This window comes from Streptomyces sp. NBC_00252 (genome assembly GCF_036187565.1).
In the GTDB taxonomy this organism is placed as follows: domain Bacteria; phylum Actinomycetota; class Actinomycetes; order Streptomycetales; family Streptomycetaceae; genus Streptomyces.
Genome location: NZ_CP108087.1, coordinates 2,468,832 through 2,487,605, shown reverse-complemented (window position 1 = coordinate 2,487,605; position 18,774 = coordinate 2,468,832). Strand labels below are relative to the sequence as shown.

Annotated in this window: 16 protein-coding genes; 4 read left to right on the top strand and 12 right to left on the bottom strand. The window is 71.5% G+C overall.

Annotated features, from left to right (window positions below):
* The first annotated feature begins 279 nt into the window (after positions 1–279).
* Positions 280–885: a GOLPH3/VPS74 family protein gene (locus OHT77_RS10785; RefSeq protein ID WP_328827998.1), complete on the top strand. Its 606-nt coding sequence runs from the start codon at positions 280–282 to the stop codon at positions 883–885.
* A 144-nt stretch (positions 886–1,029) separates the two neighbouring features.
* On the opposite strand, the gene OHT77_RS10780 is transcribed toward OHT77_RS10785, so the two are convergent.
* Both OHT77_RS10780 and OHT77_RS10775 read right to left on the bottom strand, forming a co-directional pair.
* Positions 1,030–2,472: a sensor histidine kinase gene (locus tag OHT77_RS10780; RefSeq protein WP_328827997.1), complete on the bottom strand. Its 1,443-nt coding sequence runs from the start codon at positions 2,470–2,472 to the stop codon at positions 1,030–1,032.
* The gene (locus OHT77_RS10775; protein ID WP_266776825.1) at positions 2,469–3,158 is read right to left on the bottom strand and encodes a response regulator transcription factor; all 690 of its coding nucleotides are present in this window, start codon (positions 3,156–3,158) and stop codon (positions 2,469–2,471) included. Before OHT77_RS10775 ends, OHT77_RS10780 begins: the two co-directional genes overlap by 4 nt.
* Before the next feature lie 150 nt (positions 3,159–3,308).
* Between OHT77_RS10775 and OHT77_RS10770 the strand changes: the two genes are divergently transcribed.
* From OHT77_RS10770 to OHT77_RS10760, 3 genes are read left to right on the top strand one after another with little or no spacing between them, the layout of a single operon-like run.
* Positions 3,309–4,652: a ferredoxin reductase family protein gene (locus OHT77_RS10770; protein ID WP_328827994.1), complete on the top strand. Its 1,344-nt coding sequence runs from the start codon at positions 3,309–3,311 to the stop codon at positions 4,650–4,652.
* Positions 4,653–4,662: 10 nt separating this feature from the next.
* A complete protein-coding gene (locus tag OHT77_RS10765; RefSeq protein WP_328827992.1) occupies positions 4,663–5,103 on the top strand; it encodes an FMN-binding protein in 441 nt (146 codons plus the stop codon).
* 1 nt (position 5,104) lies between these two features.
* Positions 5,105–5,845, top strand: a complete 741-nt coding sequence (locus OHT77_RS10760; RefSeq protein ID WP_328827991.1) for an FAD:protein FMN transferase — start codon at positions 5,105–5,107, stop codon at positions 5,843–5,845.
* 10 nt (positions 5,846–5,855) lie between these two features.
* Here the strand turns inward: OHT77_RS10760 and OHT77_RS10755 are convergent, their stop codons facing one another.
* The 10 genes from OHT77_RS10755 to OHT77_RS10710 form a co-directional block, all read right to left on the bottom strand.
* Positions 5,856–6,452 (bottom strand): hypothetical protein, encoded by a 597-nt coding sequence (locus OHT77_RS10755; RefSeq protein ID WP_328827989.1) that lies wholly within the window; start codon positions 6,450–6,452, stop codon positions 5,856–5,858.
* 148 nt (positions 6,453–6,600) lie between these two features.
* The gene (locus tag OHT77_RS10750; RefSeq protein ID WP_328827987.1) at positions 6,601–8,682 is read right to left on the bottom strand and encodes a glycosyltransferase family 39 protein; all 2,082 of its coding nucleotides are present in this window, start codon (positions 8,680–8,682) and stop codon (positions 6,601–6,603) included.
* Positions 8,679–9,086 carry a hypothetical protein gene (locus tag OHT77_RS10745; RefSeq protein WP_328827986.1) on the bottom strand — a complete coding sequence of 136 codons (408 nt, stop codon included), beginning with the start codon at positions 9,084–9,086 and terminating at the stop codon, positions 8,679–8,681. Before OHT77_RS10745 ends, OHT77_RS10750 begins: the two co-directional genes overlap by 4 nt.
* A gap of 153 nt (positions 9,087–9,239) precedes the next feature.
* Entirely contained in the window at positions 9,240–12,572 is a 3,333-nt protein-coding gene (gene fxsT / locus OHT77_RS10740) for an FxSxx-COOH system tetratricopeptide repeat protein (RefSeq protein WP_328827985.1), read from the bottom strand.
* Positions 12,569–13,870 (bottom strand): CHAT domain-containing protein, encoded by a 1,302-nt coding sequence (locus tag OHT77_RS10735; protein ID WP_328827984.1) that lies wholly within the window; start codon positions 13,868–13,870, stop codon positions 12,569–12,571. The genes fxsT and OHT77_RS10735 overlap by 4 nt, the downstream gene beginning before the upstream one ends.
* 137 nt (positions 13,871–14,007) lie before the next feature.
* On the bottom strand, positions 14,008–15,921 hold the full coding sequence (locus OHT77_RS10730) for a hypothetical protein (protein ID WP_328827982.1): 1,914 nt from the start codon (positions 15,919–15,921) through the stop codon (positions 14,008–14,010).
* Positions 15,918–16,859 (bottom strand): AAA family ATPase, encoded by a 942-nt coding sequence (locus OHT77_RS10725; RefSeq protein ID WP_328827980.1) that lies wholly within the window; start codon positions 16,857–16,859, stop codon positions 15,918–15,920. The genes OHT77_RS10730 and OHT77_RS10725 overlap by 4 nt, the downstream gene beginning before the upstream one ends.
* Positions 16,856–17,227 (bottom strand): CU044_2847 family protein, encoded by a 372-nt coding sequence (locus OHT77_RS10720; RefSeq protein ID WP_266773680.1) that lies wholly within the window; start codon positions 17,225–17,227, stop codon positions 16,856–16,858. Before OHT77_RS10720 ends, OHT77_RS10725 begins: the two co-directional genes overlap by 4 nt.
* 80 nt (positions 17,228–17,307) lie before the next feature.
* Positions 17,308–18,513 carry an FxsB family cyclophane-forming radical SAM/SPASM peptide maturase gene (locus OHT77_RS10715; RefSeq protein WP_328834210.1) on the bottom strand — a complete coding sequence of 402 codons (1,206 nt, stop codon included), beginning with the start codon at positions 18,511–18,513 and terminating at the stop codon, positions 17,308–17,310.
* A 5-nt stretch (positions 18,514–18,518) separates the two neighbouring features.
* Positions 18,519–18,728 carry a YxD-tail cyclophane-containing RiPP peptide gene (locus OHT77_RS10710; RefSeq protein ID WP_328827979.1) on the bottom strand — a complete coding sequence of 70 codons (210 nt, stop codon included), beginning with the start codon at positions 18,726–18,728 and terminating at the stop codon, positions 18,519–18,521.
* Positions 18,729–18,774: the final 46 nt, after the last annotated feature.

The following is an 18,774-nucleotide window of genomic DNA, read 5'->3' as shown; positions in this document are numbered from 1 at the left end:
TGAAAGCTAGCCCCCTGTTACTCGTCGGTCAACAACGGCAAGGCAATCAACTGGTGGACGGCAGTTATCCGGCCAGCCGGAACCGGCCCCCGAACAACCGAAAAACCAGCCGATTTCCTTCAGAGGGCACACCACTCGGCCGCAGTGGCGCAAGCGGTCCAAAAGCCTCCGCTATTCATCCGAGGCTCACAGTCCCGAAACACCACTGACGGCAGAACAGAATTATGTAAACGTTGGGTGTCGATGCCTCCTCGCATAAGCCGCGCTAGGTTGGCACCCATGAGCACACCGCGTGACCTGATGATCGTCGCCATGGATGTCGCACCCGACCGCCCTGTCGAGACGGGTGACCTTTCGCTCGCGCTCGCCGGAGCGGAGGTGGTCGACCTCCTCGCCGCCGGAGCCGTCGTACTGGACGGCGACCTGATCGTGCCGAACCCCCAAGTACCCCTGGAGGACGGCCTGTTGGACCAGGCAGCGACCGCGCTCGTACGGGAGACGCCGTACGAGTCGGTCGAGAACTGGCTGTGGCGGCGAGGGCGTGACCTCTCCTCCGCCTATCTCGCCGCGCTGGAGGCGGAGGGGCTGGTGGCCCGGCAGCGCGGGCGCTGGATCCCGGTCCGCACCGGGAAGACGGCCCTGGTCGACTCCCCGGCCCGCAGCCGCGCGGCCGAGCGCTGGTCCGAGGGTGAGCCCGTCCTCGCCCAGCTCGCCGCAGCCGCCGGGATCGGCGAGGTGTCCGACGAGGACTCCGCGAAGATCGCCGACGAATCGCTGGACACGGTCATCGCCGTGGTCCATGACGCGGTGACGGAGCTGGAGGCCGTACGGCAGCGCAAGACCGTCGAGGACGCGGCGTACGACAATGTGTGGCGCGGGATGTGACGGCGGCCTCTGGGCTTCGAAGCACGGCAACTGCCGATGAAACAGAGCCAGTTGATGGTCCTGAGCCTCAGGTGACGACACGTCACCCATGGTAGGCACAAGCCCTTCAAGGAGCCAGAGCGAACGACGGCACACCACCCGCGTTCACCGCGCCGACGCGGCCCCCAGCGGGATCGTCACCGTGAAGACCGTCGAGCCGGGCTCGGACGTCAGCTCGACGGAGCCGCCGTGCGCCTTCGCCAGCGACCGGGCCACGGCGAGGCCGAGCCCGCTGCCGCCCCGGTCGCGGCTGCGGGCCTTGTCGACGCGGTAGAAGCGGTCGAAGACCCGGGCCCGGTCGTCCTCCGGGATGCCGGGCCCCGCGTCGGCGACCCGCACCGACGCCATGCCACCGGCGACCGACAGCGTCACCGACACCGCCGTACCGGCCGGGGTGTGCACGGCCGCGTTGGTCAGCAGGTTGTCCAGCACCTGCCGGATCCGCACCGGGTCCACGCGCAGCCGCACCGGGCGCTCCCCGACCTCGACCGTCAGCGGACGGTTCGGATGCCCCGCGCGGAAGGCGTCCGCCGCCTGCTCCACCAGCTCGGCCAGGTCCGCGTCCTCCGGCCGCAGCGGAGTCTCCACATCGGCCGCGTCCAGACGGGCCAGCAGCAGGAGGTCGTCGAGGAGGATGCCCATGCGGGCGGCCTCGGCGCGCAACCGGGCCAGGTGCTTGTCCCGCTCCTCGGGCACGTTGGCCGCCGCGTACTGGAACAGGTCCGCGTAGCCGCGCACCGACATCAGCGGTGTCCGCAGCTCGTGCGAGGCGTCCGCGACGAACCGGCGCAGCCGCTGCTCCGCCTCGGCGCGCACCGCGAGCGAGTCGTCGATGTGCTCCAGCATCGTGTTGAACGCGGTGCGCAGCTCCTCCACCTCGGGCCCGCCGTCGCCCCGCTCGGCCCGCAGCGGCAGCCGGGCCGCCGAGTCCGTGAGGTCGTGCGAGGTGATGCCCTGGGCCGTGGTCGCCATGTCGCTGAGCGGCCGCAGCCCGCGCCGCAGCATCTTCCGGCCGATCACCACCAGCACCAGCAGCGCCAGCGCGAACGCCACCACCTGGACCGCGACCAGCCGCCGTACCGTGCCCTCCACGTCCGCCAGGGGTGCCGCGCTCACCAGGACCACACCGGGTTCGACCTCGCAGGCCCGCAGCCGGTAGGGGCCCTCGCCGTCGATCGTCACCGTGCGGGAGATCTCCGTGGTGGAGTGCGCCATCGTCTTCGCTAGGGCGGTGAGCGCGCCGGTGTCGTCCGGCACGTCGGACGGCTCGCGCAGTTTCGGGGTTTTCCCCGAGACGTCGTAGACCGCCGTGTACCAGCCGTAGTACGGCTTGCGCTCGACGACGCCGTGGATCTGGGCGTCCTTGGACTGGACGACCTGGACGAGCTTCAGCTGCTCGCTCAGCTGGCGCTCGAGATAGTCGCCCATGTACGTCGTGAGGACCGTCCCGACGACCGCGAACACGATCAGCGAGAGCACACCCACGCCCAGGGCGAGCCGGGTGCCGAGGCGCACCCGGCGCCAGTTCTCACGCAGCCGGCGGATCACTCGGCGGCCTGCCGGATCACGTACCCGAAGCCGCGCACGGTGTGGATCAGCGGATCATGCCCCTCGTCGAGCTTGCGGCGCAACCTGCTCACCACCAGCTCCACCACATTGGAGCGGCCGCCGAAGCCGTACTCCCACACATGGTCGAGGATCTGCGCCTTGGTGAGCACGGTCGGCGACTTGCGCAGCAGATAGCGCAGCACCTCGTACTCGGTCGGGGTGAGCGTGACGAGCCGCTCGCCGCGCCGCACCTCGCGCGTGTCCTCGTCCATCGTCAGGTCCGCGACCCGCAGCACCGAGCGCGGGAAACCGGGCCCCGCACTGCGCCGCAGCACGGTCCGCAGCCGGGCCATCAGCTCCTCCACCGCGAACGGCTTGACCAGATAGTCGTCACCGCCGCGCGTCAGCCCCGCGACCCGGTCGGCGACGGCGTCCCGCGCGGTGAGGAACACCACAGGGACCATCGTCCCGGAGCGGCGCAGCCGGTCCAGCACACCGAAGCCGTCCAGGCCGGGCAGCATCAGGTCGAGCACCACGATGTCCGGCTGGAACTCGGCGGCCACGGTCAGCGCCTCCTCACCGGAGTACGCGCACGCGGCCTCCCAGCCCTCGTACCGGGCGACCGTCGCGACGAGGTCGGCGATCGGCGGGTCGTCGTCCACGACGAGGAGTCGTACTTTGTCCACCCGCTCATACTGCTTCACGCACCGCGGGACACCAGACCCGCGTCACCGTCCCACCCACATCGACAGCCACTTGTAAGTCGTCCGACAGGAAAACGACAGTCCCGCGAGGCGAAGCTCGAGTCCCAGGACCCGATCAAGGAGCTGCCGTCCGTGACGACCGTCCAATCACCCCCTGCGCCCCCCACGGCGATACGCCCCAGGGTGGTGGCCCGCACGAGCCTGTACGCCGTGCTGGCCGCGAACGTCGCCGTGGTGACCGTCTTCTTCGTCCAAGCAGGCTTCGCCTCCAACACCCTCATCGTCATCGGCCGCGTCCTCGGCCTCTACGCCGCCCTCGTCATGGCCTTCCAGCTGCTGCTGGTGGCCCGGCTGCCCTGGCTCGACCGCCGCATCGGCATGGACCGGCTGACCTCCTGGCACCGCTGGACGGGCTTCGCCCTGCTCTGGACGCTGCTCGGACACCTCGTCTTCATCGCCTTCGGCTACGCCCAGGGCACCGGCACCGGCACCGGCCCCGTCGGCGAGGTCGTCGACCTCGCCGAGACCACCGAGGGAATCCTGCGCGCGCTCGTCGCCTTCGCCCTGATCCTCGTCATCGGCGCGACCTCCGCCCGCTATGCGCGACGCCGACTCGCCTACGAGACCTGGCACTTCATCCACCTCTACACCTACGTCGCGGTGGTCCTCGCCTTCACCCACCAGGTCGCGGTCGGTACGACGTTCACCGCGTCGTCCGCCGCCACGACGTACTGGTACGCCGTGTGGGGCGTCGCGCTCGGCTCGGTGGCCCTGGGCCGCGTGATCCTCCCGCTGTGGCGCAACCTCCGCCACCAGCTCCGGGTGGAGGCGGTCGTCCCCGAGTCCGACAACGTCGTCTCGATCTACATCACCGGCCGCGACCTCCACCAACTCCCGGCCCAGGCAGGCCAGTTCTTCCTCTGGCGGTTCCTGACGAAGGACCGCTGGTGGCAGGCCAACCCCTTCTCCCTCTCGGCCGCCCCCGACGGCACCCGCCTCCGCCTCACCGCGAAGACCGCCGGCGCCGGCACAGCCGCCCTGCGCCACCTCGAGCCCGGCACCCGCGTCTTCGCCGAGGGCCCCTACGGCGCCTTCACCTCCCTGCACCGCACCAAACCGGAGTCCCTGCTCATCGCGGGCGGCGTCGGCGTCACCCCCATCCGCGCCCTGCTGGAGGACCTGGAGGGCCACGCCGTCGTCATCTACCGCGTCGCCACCGACCGCGACGCCGTCCTCTACGGCGAACTCGTCGAACTCGCCCACGCCAAGGGCGCCCAGCTCCACCTGGTCACCGGCCCGCCCGTCCCCGACAAGCTCGCCCCGCGCGAACTCGCCCGGCTCGTACCGGACATCGGCGACCGCGACGTCTTCCTCTGCGGCCCGCCGCCGATGATGAACGCGGTGCTGCGCAGCCTCGGCGACCTGGGCGTGCCCAAGCAGCAGATCCACTTCGAACGCTTCAGCCTGGCGGGATGAGAGACATATCGTGAAGCGAGTCATACCTGTACTGGTGCTGTCCGTCGCGGGGCTGATCCCCGTGTGGCGTTACGAGCCGTCCATCGGGACGACGACGAGTTCGGCGAGCGCGCCGGCCACGGTGACGACACCGAGTCCTACGACCACTTCCTCGGCGTCGGGCTCCGCGTCCACGCCGTCCACGTCGTCGAAGAAGGTCGTGCAGGGCACCGCGATCAACACATCCAAGGGCACCGTGCAGGTGCAGGTGACCTTCGAGGGCGACAAGATCAGCACGGTGAGCATGCTCCAGCAGCCGAACCACCCGCAGACCACGGCGGCGGTCCCGGTGCTGATCGAGGAGACCCTCAAGGCGCAGAGCTCGAAGATCGACACGGTGTCCGGCGCCACGATCACCAGCGACGCCTACGTCCAGTCGCTCCAGGCGGCGATCGACGCCAAGGGCGCGTGAGATGCGCCGAGTCGAGCACGTGATGGGTTTCCCGGTGTCGTTGCGGGTGGATGACGAGGGCGACGGGGACTTCAGCGAGGAGGCGGCGGACGCGCTCTTCGCCTGGCTGCGCGAGGTCGACGCCCGCTTCAGCCCGTTCCGCGCGGACAGCGAGGTCTGCCGCCACGACCGGGGCGAGCTCGAACTCGGCGACCTCAGCGCGGACTTGACCGAGGTCCTCGACCTCTGCGAGCAGTACCGTGTCGCGACCGGCGGCGCCTTCGACGTCCGCCTGCCCGGCCGCCCCCTCGACCCCTGCGCGATCGTCAAGGGCTGGTCCGTGCAGCGCGCGTCGGAACTCCTCACCGCCGCCGGGGCCCGCCGCTTCATCCTCAACGCCGGAGGCGACGTGGTCGTCTCCGGCGGCCCGTGGCGGGTGGGCATACGCCACCCCGAACAGGCCGACCAACTGTGCACGGTCCTGGAGTTGACCGACGGCGCGGTGGCGACCTCCGCCCGCTACGAACGCGGCGACCACATCCTCGACGGCCGCACCGGCACCCCCGCGACCGGCCTCCTCAGCATCTCCGTCGTGTCCCCCACCCTCACCGAAGCGGACGCCACGGCCACCGCGGCTTTCGCGCTGGGCCCAGAGGGCGTCGACTGGGCCGCGTCCCGGCCCGGTTGCGAGGTATTCGCGGTCGACGGCGAGCGCCGGGTCCGGCGGACGGCGGGGTTTCCGGTCGCGATGGCGGAGGCTTAGACACCGTTTGCTAGGGCTCTTGCGAGGGACGGCCGGCCTGGGGAAACCCCAACTCGTCCAACAGCGTGCCGAAAAGGTCCTCCGCGAAGGTCTCCCGTGAGCGCAGCAGCTCCTCGATCCGGGGGCGCCGCGCTGCGACGGGGATGCCGGCGGCCTCGGCCCAGATGACGGCGCCTTCAGCAGCGGCCGGCACAGCCGTGTCGAGCTCCCCGCGCTTGCGTCCCACCGCCGCGTCGAACTCGGGTGTGCCCACCCACAGGCTCACGTCGTCCAGGTCCTCGGGCTCCTCGGTGAGGAGTGCCGCGGCGTTGTCCAGGTTGAGCCACGCCTGCCAACGCCGCCCGCTGGTTCCGAGTCCGGTCACGAGGGCGATGTCGCTGTCGGAGACGTCCGCGACGCAGGCCGGTGCGCCGGTCCAGCCGACCAGGGCGGACAGGTGGTCGTCCTCCCAAATTCCTTGGTCGAACTGGAGAGTCTGCCAACCGCCCGGTCGTGCCCGCCACACATGCACGGTGTCCTTCACCTCCTGATGGACACCGTCGAACACGGGCGCTTCCAGCAGCGGACGCTTGCTGCGGGCAAAGACCAGGTGACCCGAAAATCCCACAGGACCTCCTCCTTGGACATGGTGCGCGCACCTTATGGGGTGCGGGTGCGATGCAGGACGTCGGCATCCCGCAAGTCGCGACATGTGGAAGGGCCGCCGGGCTCACCGGCGGCCCTTCCAGTCGGGAGATGTGGTTCAGGGGAGGGGGTCAGCTGGCGTCGGTGGGGTCCAGGCGGTATAGGCCTGTGTTGGTGGAGGTTGTTGAACTGGTGCTGTATGCCGTGGACTTGACTGCCGTGCCGTGGGCCTTGACCCAGGTGGTGATGGCGGTGTCGGTGCTCTGGCCGCCGTCGCTGCTGATGATGATGTAGTGCAACTTGCCGGACTTCACCAGGGACTTGAGCTTGGCGAGGGTCATCGCGTCGTCGCTGCCGGACCAGCCGCCCATGGAGATCACGGGCTGGCCGGACTCCAGGATGATCGAGGACGCCGTCTGGTCGGTGGAGACCGCCAAGAGCCAAGTCGCCCCGTCCTGGTGCTTCTTGAGATACGTGATCATCTCGGACGAGACCTGGGTGCCGCCGCCCATGCCGCCACCGTTGCCGGCCGACTGACCATCCGACTCCGAGGGGGACTTGGTGCCCGAGGGAGCCGTGCCGCCGGACGGGGGCGTGCCCATCTTGCCCGAGCCTGCGCCCGTACCGCTGGGTGCGCTGCCCGTCTTGCCCTTGGCGCCGCCCATGCCGCCGCCCGTGCTCGGGCCTGCCGTCGGGTTCGTGCCGTTGGTCGACGACGTCGCCGCCGAGACCGAGTAGGCCGCTGGGCCGGCGAGGAGGGTGACGATCGCTGCCAGTGCCGCGAAGACCATCAGGCGGTGGCGCCTGGTGAACCGGGCCACCAGCAGGCCGAGTACGGAAGCGATGCCTGTCGCGGCGACCACGATCTCCGCGACCGTGTACACCGTGCCGGAGCCGGAGACCCGCTGGAGGAGGACGACCGCCCAGATCGAGCCGGCCGCGATCGCCGTCGGCAGCACCCAGGCCCACTTGGCGGCCGAGCCCTCACGGAAGGCGCGGTACAGCAGCACCCCGCCCGCTCCGGCGACGGCCGCGATGCCGGGTGCCATGGCGGTGACGTAGTACGGGTGGAACGTGCCCTCGGCGAGCGAGAAGGTCAGGAAGTGGAGGACGGACCAGCCGCCCCAGAGCATCAGGGCCGCGCGCTTGGCGTCCGTGCGGGGAGCGCGGCCGCGCAGCACCAGGCCGCCGACGAGGGCGATCGCCGCGAAGGGGATCAGCCAGGAGATCTGGCCGCCCATGATCTCGTTGAACATCCGGTACAGGCCCGAACTCCCGCCGAACGACGCCCCGTTGCCCTGCGAGCCGACGGAGGAGCCGGCGCCGAAGATCCGGCCGAAGCCGTTGTAGCCGATCACGAGGTCCCACACCGTGTTGTCGGTGGAGCCGCCGATGTAGGGGCGGGAGGACGCGGGGATCAGGTCGACGATCACCATCCACCAGGCGCTGGAGACGACCAGCGCGACGGTGGCGACGGCGAGGTTGCGGACGCGCCTGCCGAGGGAGACGTTCGTGGCCCAGAGGTAGACCAGGAAGAACGCGGGCAGGACGACGTACGCCTGCATCATCTTGGTGTTGAACGCGAAGCCGATCGCGACCGCCGACCACACCAGCGGCATCAGCTTCCCGTTGCGGACGGCCTTCATGAGGGCCGCGGCGCCGAGCATCATCAGCAGGACGAGGATCGGGTCCGGGTTGGTGTCTCGGGTGATGGCGACCGTGATCGGGGTGAGGGTGAGGACCAGTGCGGAGATCGTGCCTGCCACCGCACCGAAATCGCGCTTCACCTGCCGGTACAGGAGGGCCACCGAACCCGTGCCCGCCGCGACCATCGGCAGCATCAACTGCCAGGTGCCATAACCGAATACGCGGGCGGAGAGGCCCATCACCCAGAGAGCGAACGGTGGTTTGTCGACCGTGATGAAGCTGCCGGAGTCGAGCGCGCCGAAGAAGAACGCCTTCCAGCTCTTGGTGCCGCTGTAGACGGCCGCGTCGTAGAAGGTGTTACCGGTGATCGAGGTCAGGTTCCACGCGTAGAGCGCGGTGGCGAGGATCAGGATCGCCCACAGGGCCGGGCGGGCCCAGCGCGGGTCGTCCTCCGGGCCCGTGAAGAGCCTTCTGGCACGGGAGTCGAGGCCGCCGTCGGTGGGCGGGCCCGCGCGGTGCGAGCGGCGGGCGCTCTCCTGACCGGGGGGCGGGGCGAGGGTCGTCATGACGCGTACTCCAGGTGTTCCGCGGAAGAGGCGGGCGCCCCGACGGGCAGGACAGGGGTGGCGGTGCGGGTGCGGCGGGGTACGGCGGCGATGCGGCTGCCGGGGTCGTCGGTCCAGTCGACCGGGACCTCGTGGATACGGAGCCCGTTGCGCTGGGTGAGGACGAGGGGCTCGGCGCCGAAGAACCGGGCGGTGTCCTCGATGTGCGGGGCGAGCGCCGCCTGCCAGGGGGCGTCGGTGCTCGCGTTGTGCGCCACGGTGGTCGTGAACGGGAACGGGAAGGACGTTTCGAGGTCTGCGTGGAGACGGCCGATGCTGTCGGCGAGGACGTGTGCCTCGTTGTACGGCGGCACCACGATCCCAACCGAGCGCTGCCGGACGCCTCCCGCGTTCTGTTCGTTCATGACGGTGACTTTCCGGTCCCCGCCTGTGCCGTTGCTGAGCCTTCACTGAGCGGCCGATGAGAATCAGCGGACTCACAGGTCGCGCACAGCGCGCTGAGGCCTGGCCCCAATGCCGGTGCCCGGAACGGCAGTTCGGGCCGGGTGCCGGGGGCTTCAGATGGGCTGGGGTTCGAAGTCCCAGCCGGGTGGTTCCTCCGCTCCCGTCCCCGACGCGTCCTCGCAGGCGCGGACGAGCGGATGGTCGCGGCCGACGGCGTCGCGAGCCCGCAGCAGGGTCTCCCGGCGCAGCTCGGCCGCCTCGTCCGGCCGCCCGGACAGCCGGCGGACCGCCGCCGCGTTCAGGGCGCAGCCCAGGGTCCACGGATGGTCGGCGCCCACCGCGTTCGTCATGCCCCGCAGCGCCTGCTCGATCAGCCGCGCCCCGGCGGCCCGGTCGCCGCCGAGCCACAGCAGCAGCCCGCGGTTGCCGAGGACGCCCACGGTGTACGGGTGGTCGTCGCCGAGGAGATGCCGGTAGCCGTCGGCGACCGCGTCCGTCAGCTCGGCAGACTCGGTGAGATCGCCGTACGAGCGCAGGAAGGAGGCGTGGTCGGCCTGGACCATCAAGGTCATCGGATGGCGGACGCCCTGGAGGTTCCGGCACCGCTCGACGAGGCTGCGCAGCAGGTCGGCGGCGGCCGGGATGTCGCCCGAACGGCGAAGGCACAGCGCCTGGTTGTGCAGGGCGGCCAGGGTCTGCGGATGGTGGTCGCCCATGGTCTGGCGGTGCAGCAGGGAGTTGACGCCTTGGAGCGCGGTGGCGTCCTGGTGGCGGCCCAGCAAGCGCAGCGAGCGGGCGTACGTGAGCCCGCTGAGCAGCGTCGACTGGTGGTCGGAACCGAACGACTGCCGTCGCAGGACGAGGAGTTGGGCGTGGACGTCGGCCGCCTCCTGGTAGCGGCCGAGGAGGCCGAGGGCGACGCCGAGGTTGTTGAGGCAGGCCTGGGTGCGGGGGGCCTCCGGGCCGTCGAGGACGTCGTAGGCGCGCCAGACGTCGTCGAAGAGCTGGTGGGCCTCCTTGAAGAGGCCGAGCGCCATCAGGGAACCGCCGAGGCCCGCCTCGGCCCGCAGCAGGTCGAGGTCGTCGGAGGGCCGCTCCTCGGCGAGTTGCTCGACGACGGCCCGGCCGACGGCCTCCGCCTCGCGGTAACGGCCGCACCGGCGCAGCATGTTGGCGTGCTGGTGGACGAGGACCAGCATCGACGGGTGCGTCGGCGCGAGCCGGATCCGCCAGCGGGCCAGCACCTGTTCGCACAGGGTGAGTCCGGTGCTCTCCTCGTCGCGCAGCCGCAGGTACTCGATGCAGTTGAGGACGAGATCGCGCACCGCAGCCTCGGAGCTCTCCAGGGCGCCCGACGGGTGCAGATGCGGCAACAGCTCCGCGTACACGGGCCAGTTGGCGACCTCGGACGGCGAGCGGGGATCGGCCGAGACCAGCACGCGGCAGGCGACCGCCGAGAGTTCGTCGCGTTCGCCGGGGGTGAGGGTGCGGCGCAGGAAGCGGTGGTAGAGGCGGTGCATCTCCACGCTGTCCACATAGCCGACGCTGTCGGAGGGCTGAACGTAGTCCATCCGTACGGCAGTCGACTCCGAGAGGCGGCGGAGCGCGCCCAGCCAGTGGGCCGGGTCGGCGGCCAACTCGGCCAGCAGCGTGGGGAGATCGCCGGGGCGGGCCCGCTGGAGCTGGCGTACGGGAATGGAGCCGGGGGAGAACATCGCGAACAGGCGGAGAAGTTCGGTGGCCTCGGGGCTGTCCTGCTCCAGCGAGTCGAGGGTGAGGGCCCAGCTGGTCTGGAAGCCGATCGGGTAGTCCGGCAGGGTCTGGATGCCGATCTCGTCGGCGTCGGCCCGGCGCAGCAGCCCGATGTACTCGGCCGCCGACATCCGGTTCGCGTCCAGCCACGCCGTCGTCTGGGCCAGCAGCAGCGGGAAGTCCTCGACGGCGTCGGCGAGTTGGTCGGCCTCGTCCTCGGTGAGCCGCTCCACGTGCCGGCGGGCGTAACTGATGCTCTCCGCCCGGGTGAACCGCTCCACCTGCACCTCGGCGACCCCGCCGGACGCGGCCCACCCCTGGGTGAGGGTCGTCACCGCGACATGGCCGCCGGCCTCGGGGAGGAGGTCGTAGACCTGTTCCAGGTCGTCGGCGCTGTCGAGGACCAGGAGCCAGCGGCGGTGCGGGCGGCCGGTGCGCAACGCCTCGCGGACCGCGCGGACCCGCTCGGGCAGCGCGCTGCTGTCCGCGAGGCCGAGCGGTTCGGCGAGGTCGGCGAACTGCTGGCGGGCGGTGGCGCGGAAGCTCGCGCTGATCCACCAGACGACGTCGTACTCGTTGGCGAACCGGTGGGCGTACTCGATGGCGATCTGGCTCTTGCCGACGCCCGAGATGCCGCGCAGGGCGACCCGGGCGCCCGCCGGTGGGCCGTTCTCGAAGAGGGCGCGGAGTTCCTCCAGGACCGTGTCGCGGCCGGTGAAGCGGAAGTTGCGGCGTGGCACGTTCCACACGGCGGGCGGCGCGTCCGGGAAGCGGGGGGCGACGGACTCGTCCTCGGGCTCCGGGCGGGCGTCCTGGAGGTCGAGGGTGGTCAGCAGCCGGCGCAGTGCCTCGGCCGGGTCCAGTTCACGCAGACTGACCGGCCCCAGTACGGCGGTCGAGGGGGGCAGGGTGCGGGCGGAGAGGTCCACGGCGGCGAACCGGTCCGGGTCAGCGCGGACCACCGCGCCCAGTGCCTCGTTCCACTCCGGCTCGGTGCGCTGACCGAGCCGCAGATACTCCTCGTCGAGCAGCAGCAGCACCCGGCCGGGCGCGCCGAGCAGATCCGACAGCAACCGGGCCAGCGGCACCCCGGGCGGCGGGTCCCAGCGCAGCAGGAACGTCTGGCAGCCGTGCCGCTCCAGCTGCCGCGCCGTCCACACGGCCCACGCGCGGTCGGTGCCGGCGTAGCTGATCGTGATGTGGTGCGGCGACCAGACCCCGGACGCGGGACGCCGTCCGGTGCGCTGACCGGGGACGGTGTGCTCGGCGGGCAGGGTGGCTGTCCTGCCGTTCAGGGCGGGCACGACGACATGGCCCTGTCCTACGACGGCGTCCGCGACGATCTCGCTGGGCAGCTCGACGGTACGGACCGGGACACCCCAGCGGTTGCTGATCGTCAGCCAGATCGTGCCCGGGCCCGGCGCCCGGCTCGCCTTGATCACGAAGCGGGCCGGGCCGTAGGTGCCGCCGAAGCGGTGCAGGACGACGCTGGGTTCGTTCAGGGCCTCGCACACGAAGCGGCGGGAGCCGTCCAGGGAGACGCCGAAGTCGAACTCCTCCTCCTCGTACGGCCAGTCCTCGGGTGCTGCCGGGCCGTTGAGGTCGACGGTGACGAGATAGCTCTGCCCCGCCTGTGCCTTGCGGGGCCAGCCCACCAGGGGCTCGATCATCAACGCAGCGGGATCGCCGCTCATGTCCTCGCCTCCTGCGCGCGGACGCTGAGCCGCAGCGTGGTCAAGGGGTGTCCGAAGTAGAGGAACATGAAGCTGTAGAGGATCGGCAGAATCTGCCGCTGCCCCTCGGCGTCGAACCGGTCGTCGTCACCGTAGACGTACGGCAGCGGATCGGGCAGCCGGGCGACGGCGGCGGCCCGGAAGTCGCGCAGGGCGCGGGCGACGGGCAGTTCGGGATCGGCGCAGAGCCGGCCGACGAGTTCGCGGATCAGGGTGTGCGCCACGTCGTCGCCGACCTTGCCCGAGGTGGCGATGCAGCCGCCCGCGCCCTTGCGGAGGAAGAGCTCCGCGAAGCCGCGCAGGGCGTTCTCGCCGAGTGGCCGGTTGTTCACGAACCGGGCGGAGTGGCAGGCGTTCAGGCACACCAGGGTGCGGCGGCCGTCCAGCGCGGACATGTCCAGGTCGTTGAGTTCGTTCCAGGTGACCGTGCCGAGCTTGAGCTTGTACAGGTTCGGGCCGTGGGTGGCGTGACAGCCCATGTAGACGAGACCGGCACCGAGGCTCGGGCGGGCGAGTTCGGTGAGGAAGGTGCGGGTGGTGCCGAAGTGGCCCCGGTGCTCGAAGTTCTCGAACACCGTGGCGTCCCGGCGCATCTCCTCGGCGTAGTAGCCCAGCACATGGCCGGAGCAGACCGCCGGTTCGTTGAAGGGGGTGCGGCCGGCCTCGCGGATGGTGGTCCAGCGGACGACGGTCACCAGGGCGCCGAGGATGCCGTCGTCCACGCCGTGGTCCCGGCCGCCGGTGAGGCGCAGCATCTCCCAGGGGATGTCGTAGTCGGTGTCGTCCCAGATCACCAGGTGCAGGTCGGGGCCGAAGCGGGCGCGGAGCTCGTTGATCCAGCGCACGACGTCCCCTTGGTGGCCGGACCATTCGGCCACCGCCCGGAAGATCTCGGTGGGCGGGAAGCCGTCGGGGCGGAGGTTGCTCAGGGCGAGGCCGGTGGGGCGTAGGCGGGTGTCTTCCGAGTCGAGGGAGAGTTCCAGGTCGCCGCTGTGGCCCGTCAGCCAGAAGACCTCCTGGCCGGTGTCGTCGTAGGCCCTGTTCACGGCCAACTTCGCGAAACCCGGCGGGAGTTGGGCGTTCGGGTCCACGGGGGTCGCGGCCAGGGGGATGGGTTCGTACGGCTCTACGACGTGTTCGGGGACGCCGGCTGTCCGTGGGGCGGTGAGGGGTTCGGGGGCGGGTCTGCGGGCGGGGGTTCCTGGGCCCAGGGGGACTGCTCCGCCCAGGGGGCGGGGGCCGGGGGGTTCAGCGGGCATTCGTCACCCCCGGTGCCAGGTCGTTGTGCGGGTGCGGGTGCGTTGTGGCTGGTCGCGCCCCGCGGCGGAGCCGCAAATGAATACAGCCCCGCGCCCCTTTGGGGCGCTGATCTGCGGGGGGCCTAAAAGGTGCTCGCTTAGTGGGCATGGGGCACCGCCCCCCGCGTTGTGCGGCCTGCCACTGTCACTCCGCCCAGGGCGTCCGCCAGGAGGAAGGGGAGGTCCGGGTGGGGTTGGCGGGCTGCGTCGACGACCACGGAGTGGAGGCGCATGCGGCCCATGGCGCCGATGTGGGCGGCGGCGGTGATCGCGTCGTCGATGCCGGTGCGGCGGACCGGGGCCAGGAGGCGACCGCCTGCGCTGGCGTCGAGGGGGACGTTGCCTCGGCCGTCGGAGACGACCACCAGCCAGGCCTCGACCAGGTTGGAGCGTTGTTGGAAGGCCCGGCGGAGGAGCTGGTCGGTGAGGGTGAGGCCATGGGCCAGAGGGGTGCTGCGGCCGGGCTGGCGGTGGAGGGCGCTGCCGACCCTCGGGTCGAGGACGCTGCGGGCGATGAAGTGGTCGGCGCGGAGTTCGTGGGCCGCGTCCCTGCTGCCCACCTCCACCAGGCAGACCGAGGCCCGTCCTGTGTAGGCCCACTGGAGGTAAGGGGCGAGGGCCGGTTGCCAGTCCCAGCCTCGGCGGCAGGTGTGGTCGAGGAGGAGGACCAGCATGCGTTCGGCCACCGGGAGGCGGGCGTAGCTGCGGAAGTCCCCTGGCAGGACGACCAGTTGGCCGTCGCCGGTCGCGCGTAGCGCACGGCGGCCCGGCAGGTTCTGGTGTTTGGCCGCCTCCACGACCGTCGCAACGACCGCCAGATCGCGCAGAGTTGTCGCGGAGCGGACGCCTATCACCGGGCCCCGCGCGGAACTTGGCTCCGGGCGGCGTTGCCAGGGAATGCGCAGCGGTGCGAACTCCCTCAGGAAGCGGGCGTCGTCCTCCGGGAACGGGGAGCCCTGGCCCTCTCCCGTGTCGGCCGTGAAGGTGTCGAGGGCCTCGGCGGGGCCCGCGGGGAGTGCCATCGCGCCGCCCGGCTGGCCCGTCGGCGCGGTCTCTTCGGGCACCGGGTCCGCCTTCGGCTGCTCGGGGGGTGGTGGGCGGCCGTCGGTGCCGTCGCCGGTGGCGAGGGAGGTGCCGTTGGCGGAGTGGCCGGTGCCGGTCGGGGTCGCCGGGGGCGCGGCCACGCCCAGGAGGCGGGCTGCCTCGTCGACGCGGTCGGGGCCGCAGGTGTCGGCGCCGTTCACCACCGCCAGGACACGGGCCAGGCGTGCCAGCCCGATCGCCCGGCGCCCGCTCGTGTCCCCGCGGAACAGGCCCACGGCGTGTGCCGCGGCTTCCTCGGTCAGGGTGCACGCCGGGCGGGTGCGGGCCGTGAGTGCGGCGCGCCAGGCCGGTGGCAACTCGCCCAGCCCCGGCTCGGGTTCGCGTCCGTCGAGCGCGTCCAGCACCCGGTCGGGGCCGCTGCTGGTCCGCCGTAGACCGGCCGCGTTGAGGCGGATCGGGAAGCGGTCCAGGAGGTGGGGGGAGAGGCGGCCGATCTCCGCCTCCTGGCAAGCGGCCAGCCAGCGGGCGCGAGGGCGCCAGCGGGCCCGGAAGCCGGACCGCTCGACCGCCGCCACGTCCGCGCCGAGCAGTTGTACGGCCGCCCGCATGCCCGGCAGGCTGAGGCGGACCAGGTCGGGGACCACGACAACCATCGCGGAGTCGGGGGTGTTGTCCACCAACGGGCCTGGTGACAAAGAGAAGTTGACACCGTTGCCGTCGCGGCGCAGGGTCGGCCGCAGCCACAGTTCGTCGTCACCGGTGACCGAGCCGAGCGTGGTGCGTCGTACGGGACGCTGCTCGCGGAGCTGGAGCAGGGCGGCGAACGCGTCCGTCACCGGGGCCACCATCTCCGGCTCCAGGTCGAACAGCAGCACCCCGTCGAGGCCGGGGCCCAGCGCGGAGCAGGCCAGGACCTGTAACAGGCGCTGCCGGGGCCCGACCGGACGCGCCTCCGCGGGCGCGCTCACCCCAGCAGCCCGTCGAGCAGCTCCGACTCCTCCGCCGTCCACTCGACCGGACCGCCGTGCGCGGCCTCGGGCCGCCGGTGCCGCAGGGACAGCGGGACCACCCGGCGCACATGGTCGGCGGTCACCGCGTCCGCCTCCTCGAACGCGGCCAGCGCGCGGGCGGCCCACGCGGTGACCACCTCGCCGCGATGGCCCACCGCCCGCAGCCGGGTGGCGACATCCGCGCACAGCTTCGCGATGTCCTCGCTCAGCCGCACGTCCTGGATGCCGCCCTTGGCCCGGTCCAGCCGCTCGCGCAACTCCCGGTCCCGGTCGAGGCCTTCGGCCAGCCAGGGGGAGTCCGTGCCGGCCGCGTCGTCGAAGCGGAGCACGGCCAGCACCATGGCCCGGCGCTGCTCCTGGTCCAGCTCGGAGACGGCGACCATCAGCCCGAACCGGTCGAGCAACTGCGGCCGCAGACCGCCCTCTTCGGGGTTCATCGTGCCGACCAGACCGAAGGCGATGTTCCGTACGGTGTCGATGGCCTCGCGCTGCACGGACAGCACGCCGGTGGAGACGACGTCCAGGATGATGTTGACGATGTGGTCGTCCAGCAGGTTGACCTCGTCGATGTACAGCATCCCTTTCTCGCCGGCCTCCTCCAGCAGCCCCGGCTGCGTCCGCGCCTCGCCCCGCATCAGCGCGTCCAGCTCCCAGCCGCCCAGCACCCGGTCGTCGGTCGCGTTGATCGGCAGGGTGACCGGCAGCTCGCCCCCGGTCAGCAGGGAGAAGGCCCGTACCACCGTGGACTTGGCGGTGCCGCGCTGCCCGCTGATGAGGACCCCGCCGATACGCGGCGCGATGTAGTTGAGTTCGAGCGCGAGCTTCAGCTCGGCCTGCCCGACCACATGGCTGTACGGCAGGATGTGCACGTCCGAGCCGCCCGGCGCACCGGTCACGACGCGCTGCCCGGAGTCCAGCGGAAGGTCACCTGGAGCTGCGCCTCGGCCCCCGACTTCACCAGGAACGCGCCGAGTTCGGCGTCGAGCTTGATGGACAGCTGCAGTTCGATCTCGTCCGGGGTCAGCCCCTCACCGAGGTCGTGCAGCCGGGTCGCCGCCTGCCGGGCGCAGCGCCGGGCCAGCTCCAGACCGTCGTCGTAGACGTCCCGGGCCACCGCCAGCACGCGCTCCGCCGCGTTCTCCCGGGTGTCGATGCCGTCGTAGAGGCCGTCGAGGCCGCCCGGTGCGAGCGGGGTGTCGACCTCCACGTAGAGCGGCACCTGTCGGTCCTGGCCGTCCGCGGCCACCCTTGTCACGATCGCCATGCAGCACTTCCCCCGTTGGCTGAAGCCGGAATCCTCTCCTTACCTTCCCCAATTCTGGCGTGCCATCAACAGCCTTGTGGTCAACGTGCGTTGATCGCTTCGCGGGGGAAGTCGGCGTCGGCGGCGCTGCGTACCCGGCGGGCGATGTGCGGGATGAGGAGGTGCAGGTCGGCGCAGTAGACGGACGGATTGCGGAAGCCCTCGACCGGGCGGTAGCGGTGCGCGTAGTTGCCGCCGCCGCACACCTCCGCGAGCGGACAGGTGAGGCAGGTGGGGGAGAGCGCGTCGATGCCCAACTGCCGTGCCACCACGCCCGGATGGTCCAGGGCGTCGTCGAAGGCGTGGTCGAAGACGTTGCACCCGGTCGCGGGCGCCCCGGCGTACGCGGTCTTGAGCGAGTCGACCTGCTCGATGGTGCCGTCGGTGTCGACGACGACGGCGACGACGGGCGCGTTGCCCACCGCCTCGGCGCGGGCCGGCACCCCGAGCAGCAGGGCGATGATCTCGTGGAACAGCCGTACGGGCACGGCCCGTTCACCCGCGTCGAACCAGAGGTCGAAGAGGCGGACGAGCCAGTCGCCGTAGGGATGCGGGCCCTTCGCGGCGGGCGGGAACGCGTGATTGGCGTGCGGCAGCAGGAAATCCATCGAAGGGGGTTCGAACGCGGTCAACGACGTGTAGACCTCGGCCGGATCGGAGTCCGGGTCGATGACGCTGAGGATGCCCGCGTAGGCGTCGGGACGGCCGCGCAGCACCCGCAGTCCGGCCACGGTCGCCGCCCAGGAGGAGCGGCCCGCGTGGTCGACCCGGCGCCGGTTCAGCGCGGCGGTGCCGCCGTCCAGGCTCACCCCGATCCGTACGCCGGCGTCGGCCAGCCGGTCCACGGCGCGCTCGGTGAGGAGCGTGCCGTTGGTCTGCACCGAGGCGTCAACAGTGCAGCTTCGGCCACAGCGGTCGCGGACCGCCTCGCGCACCGCGCTGACCTGGTCGATCAGATGCGAGACGCCCGCCAGCAGCGGTTCGCCCCCGTGCAGGTTGATCTGCAGGGAGGTGAGTCGATGGGTCGCGGCGTGCTCGGCGATCCGGGTCGCGGTGCGCCGCACGACGTCCGGCGAGACCCGGTTGGGGCGGTCCCGCCAGCTGCTGTCGGCGCCCTCGTAGACGTAGCAGTAGCTGCACGCGAGATTGCAGCGGCCGTTGACCTTGAGGACGAACTGCCGGAACGGCACAGGCCGTACCCCGGACCGCCGCAACGCCGCGACGTCGAGTTTCTCAAGGGGCCACAGGGCGGTCACAGTTGGTAGGGGCCGTCCTCGTAGAAGGCCATCGCGGGCTCGCCGCGCAGCATCCGGGGCAACAGGCCGCTGGCCACCGCCGCGAGCACCGGATGCGATGACTGACGGGACAGGGCCCTCAGATCCAGATCCGCGAAGTCGGGCAGCGCGCCACCCGGCCCCCGCTCTCCCAGCCTGGAGGGGCCGTCCCCTTCTCTTCCCCGCACGATCTACCTCTCCAGGAAGGCCGAAGTCCCTCTTGGGATAACGAAT

Bases quoted from the DNA above. Each gene is read 5' to 3' on its own strand.
- OHT77_RS10750 (WP_328827987.1), bottom strand. From the start codon at position 8,682: ATGACGACCCTCGCCCCGCCCCCCGGTCAGGAGAGCGCCCGCCGCTCG.
- OHT77_RS10760 (WP_328827991.1), top strand. From the start codon at position 5,105: ATGCGCCGAGTCGAGCACGTGATGGGTTTCCCGGTGTCGTTGCGGGTG.
- OHT77_RS10735 (WP_328827984.1), bottom strand. From the start codon at position 13,870: ATGCCCGCTGAACCCCCCGGCCCCCGCCCCCTGGGCGGAGCAGTCCCC.
- OHT77_RS10720 (WP_266773680.1), bottom strand. From the start codon at position 17,227: ATGGCGATCGTGACAAGGGTGGCCGCGGACGGCCAGGACCGACAGGTG.
- OHT77_RS10745 (WP_328827986.1), bottom strand. From the start codon at position 9,086: ATGAACGAACAGAACGCGGGAGGCGTCCGGCAGCGCTCGGTTGGGATC.
- fxsT (WP_328827985.1), bottom strand. From the start codon at position 12,572: ATGAGCGGCGATCCCGCTGCGTTGATGATCGAGCCCCTGGTGGGCTGG.
- OHT77_RS10785 (WP_328827998.1), top strand. From the start codon at position 280: ATGAGCACACCGCGTGACCTGATGATCGTCGCCATGGATGTCGCACCC.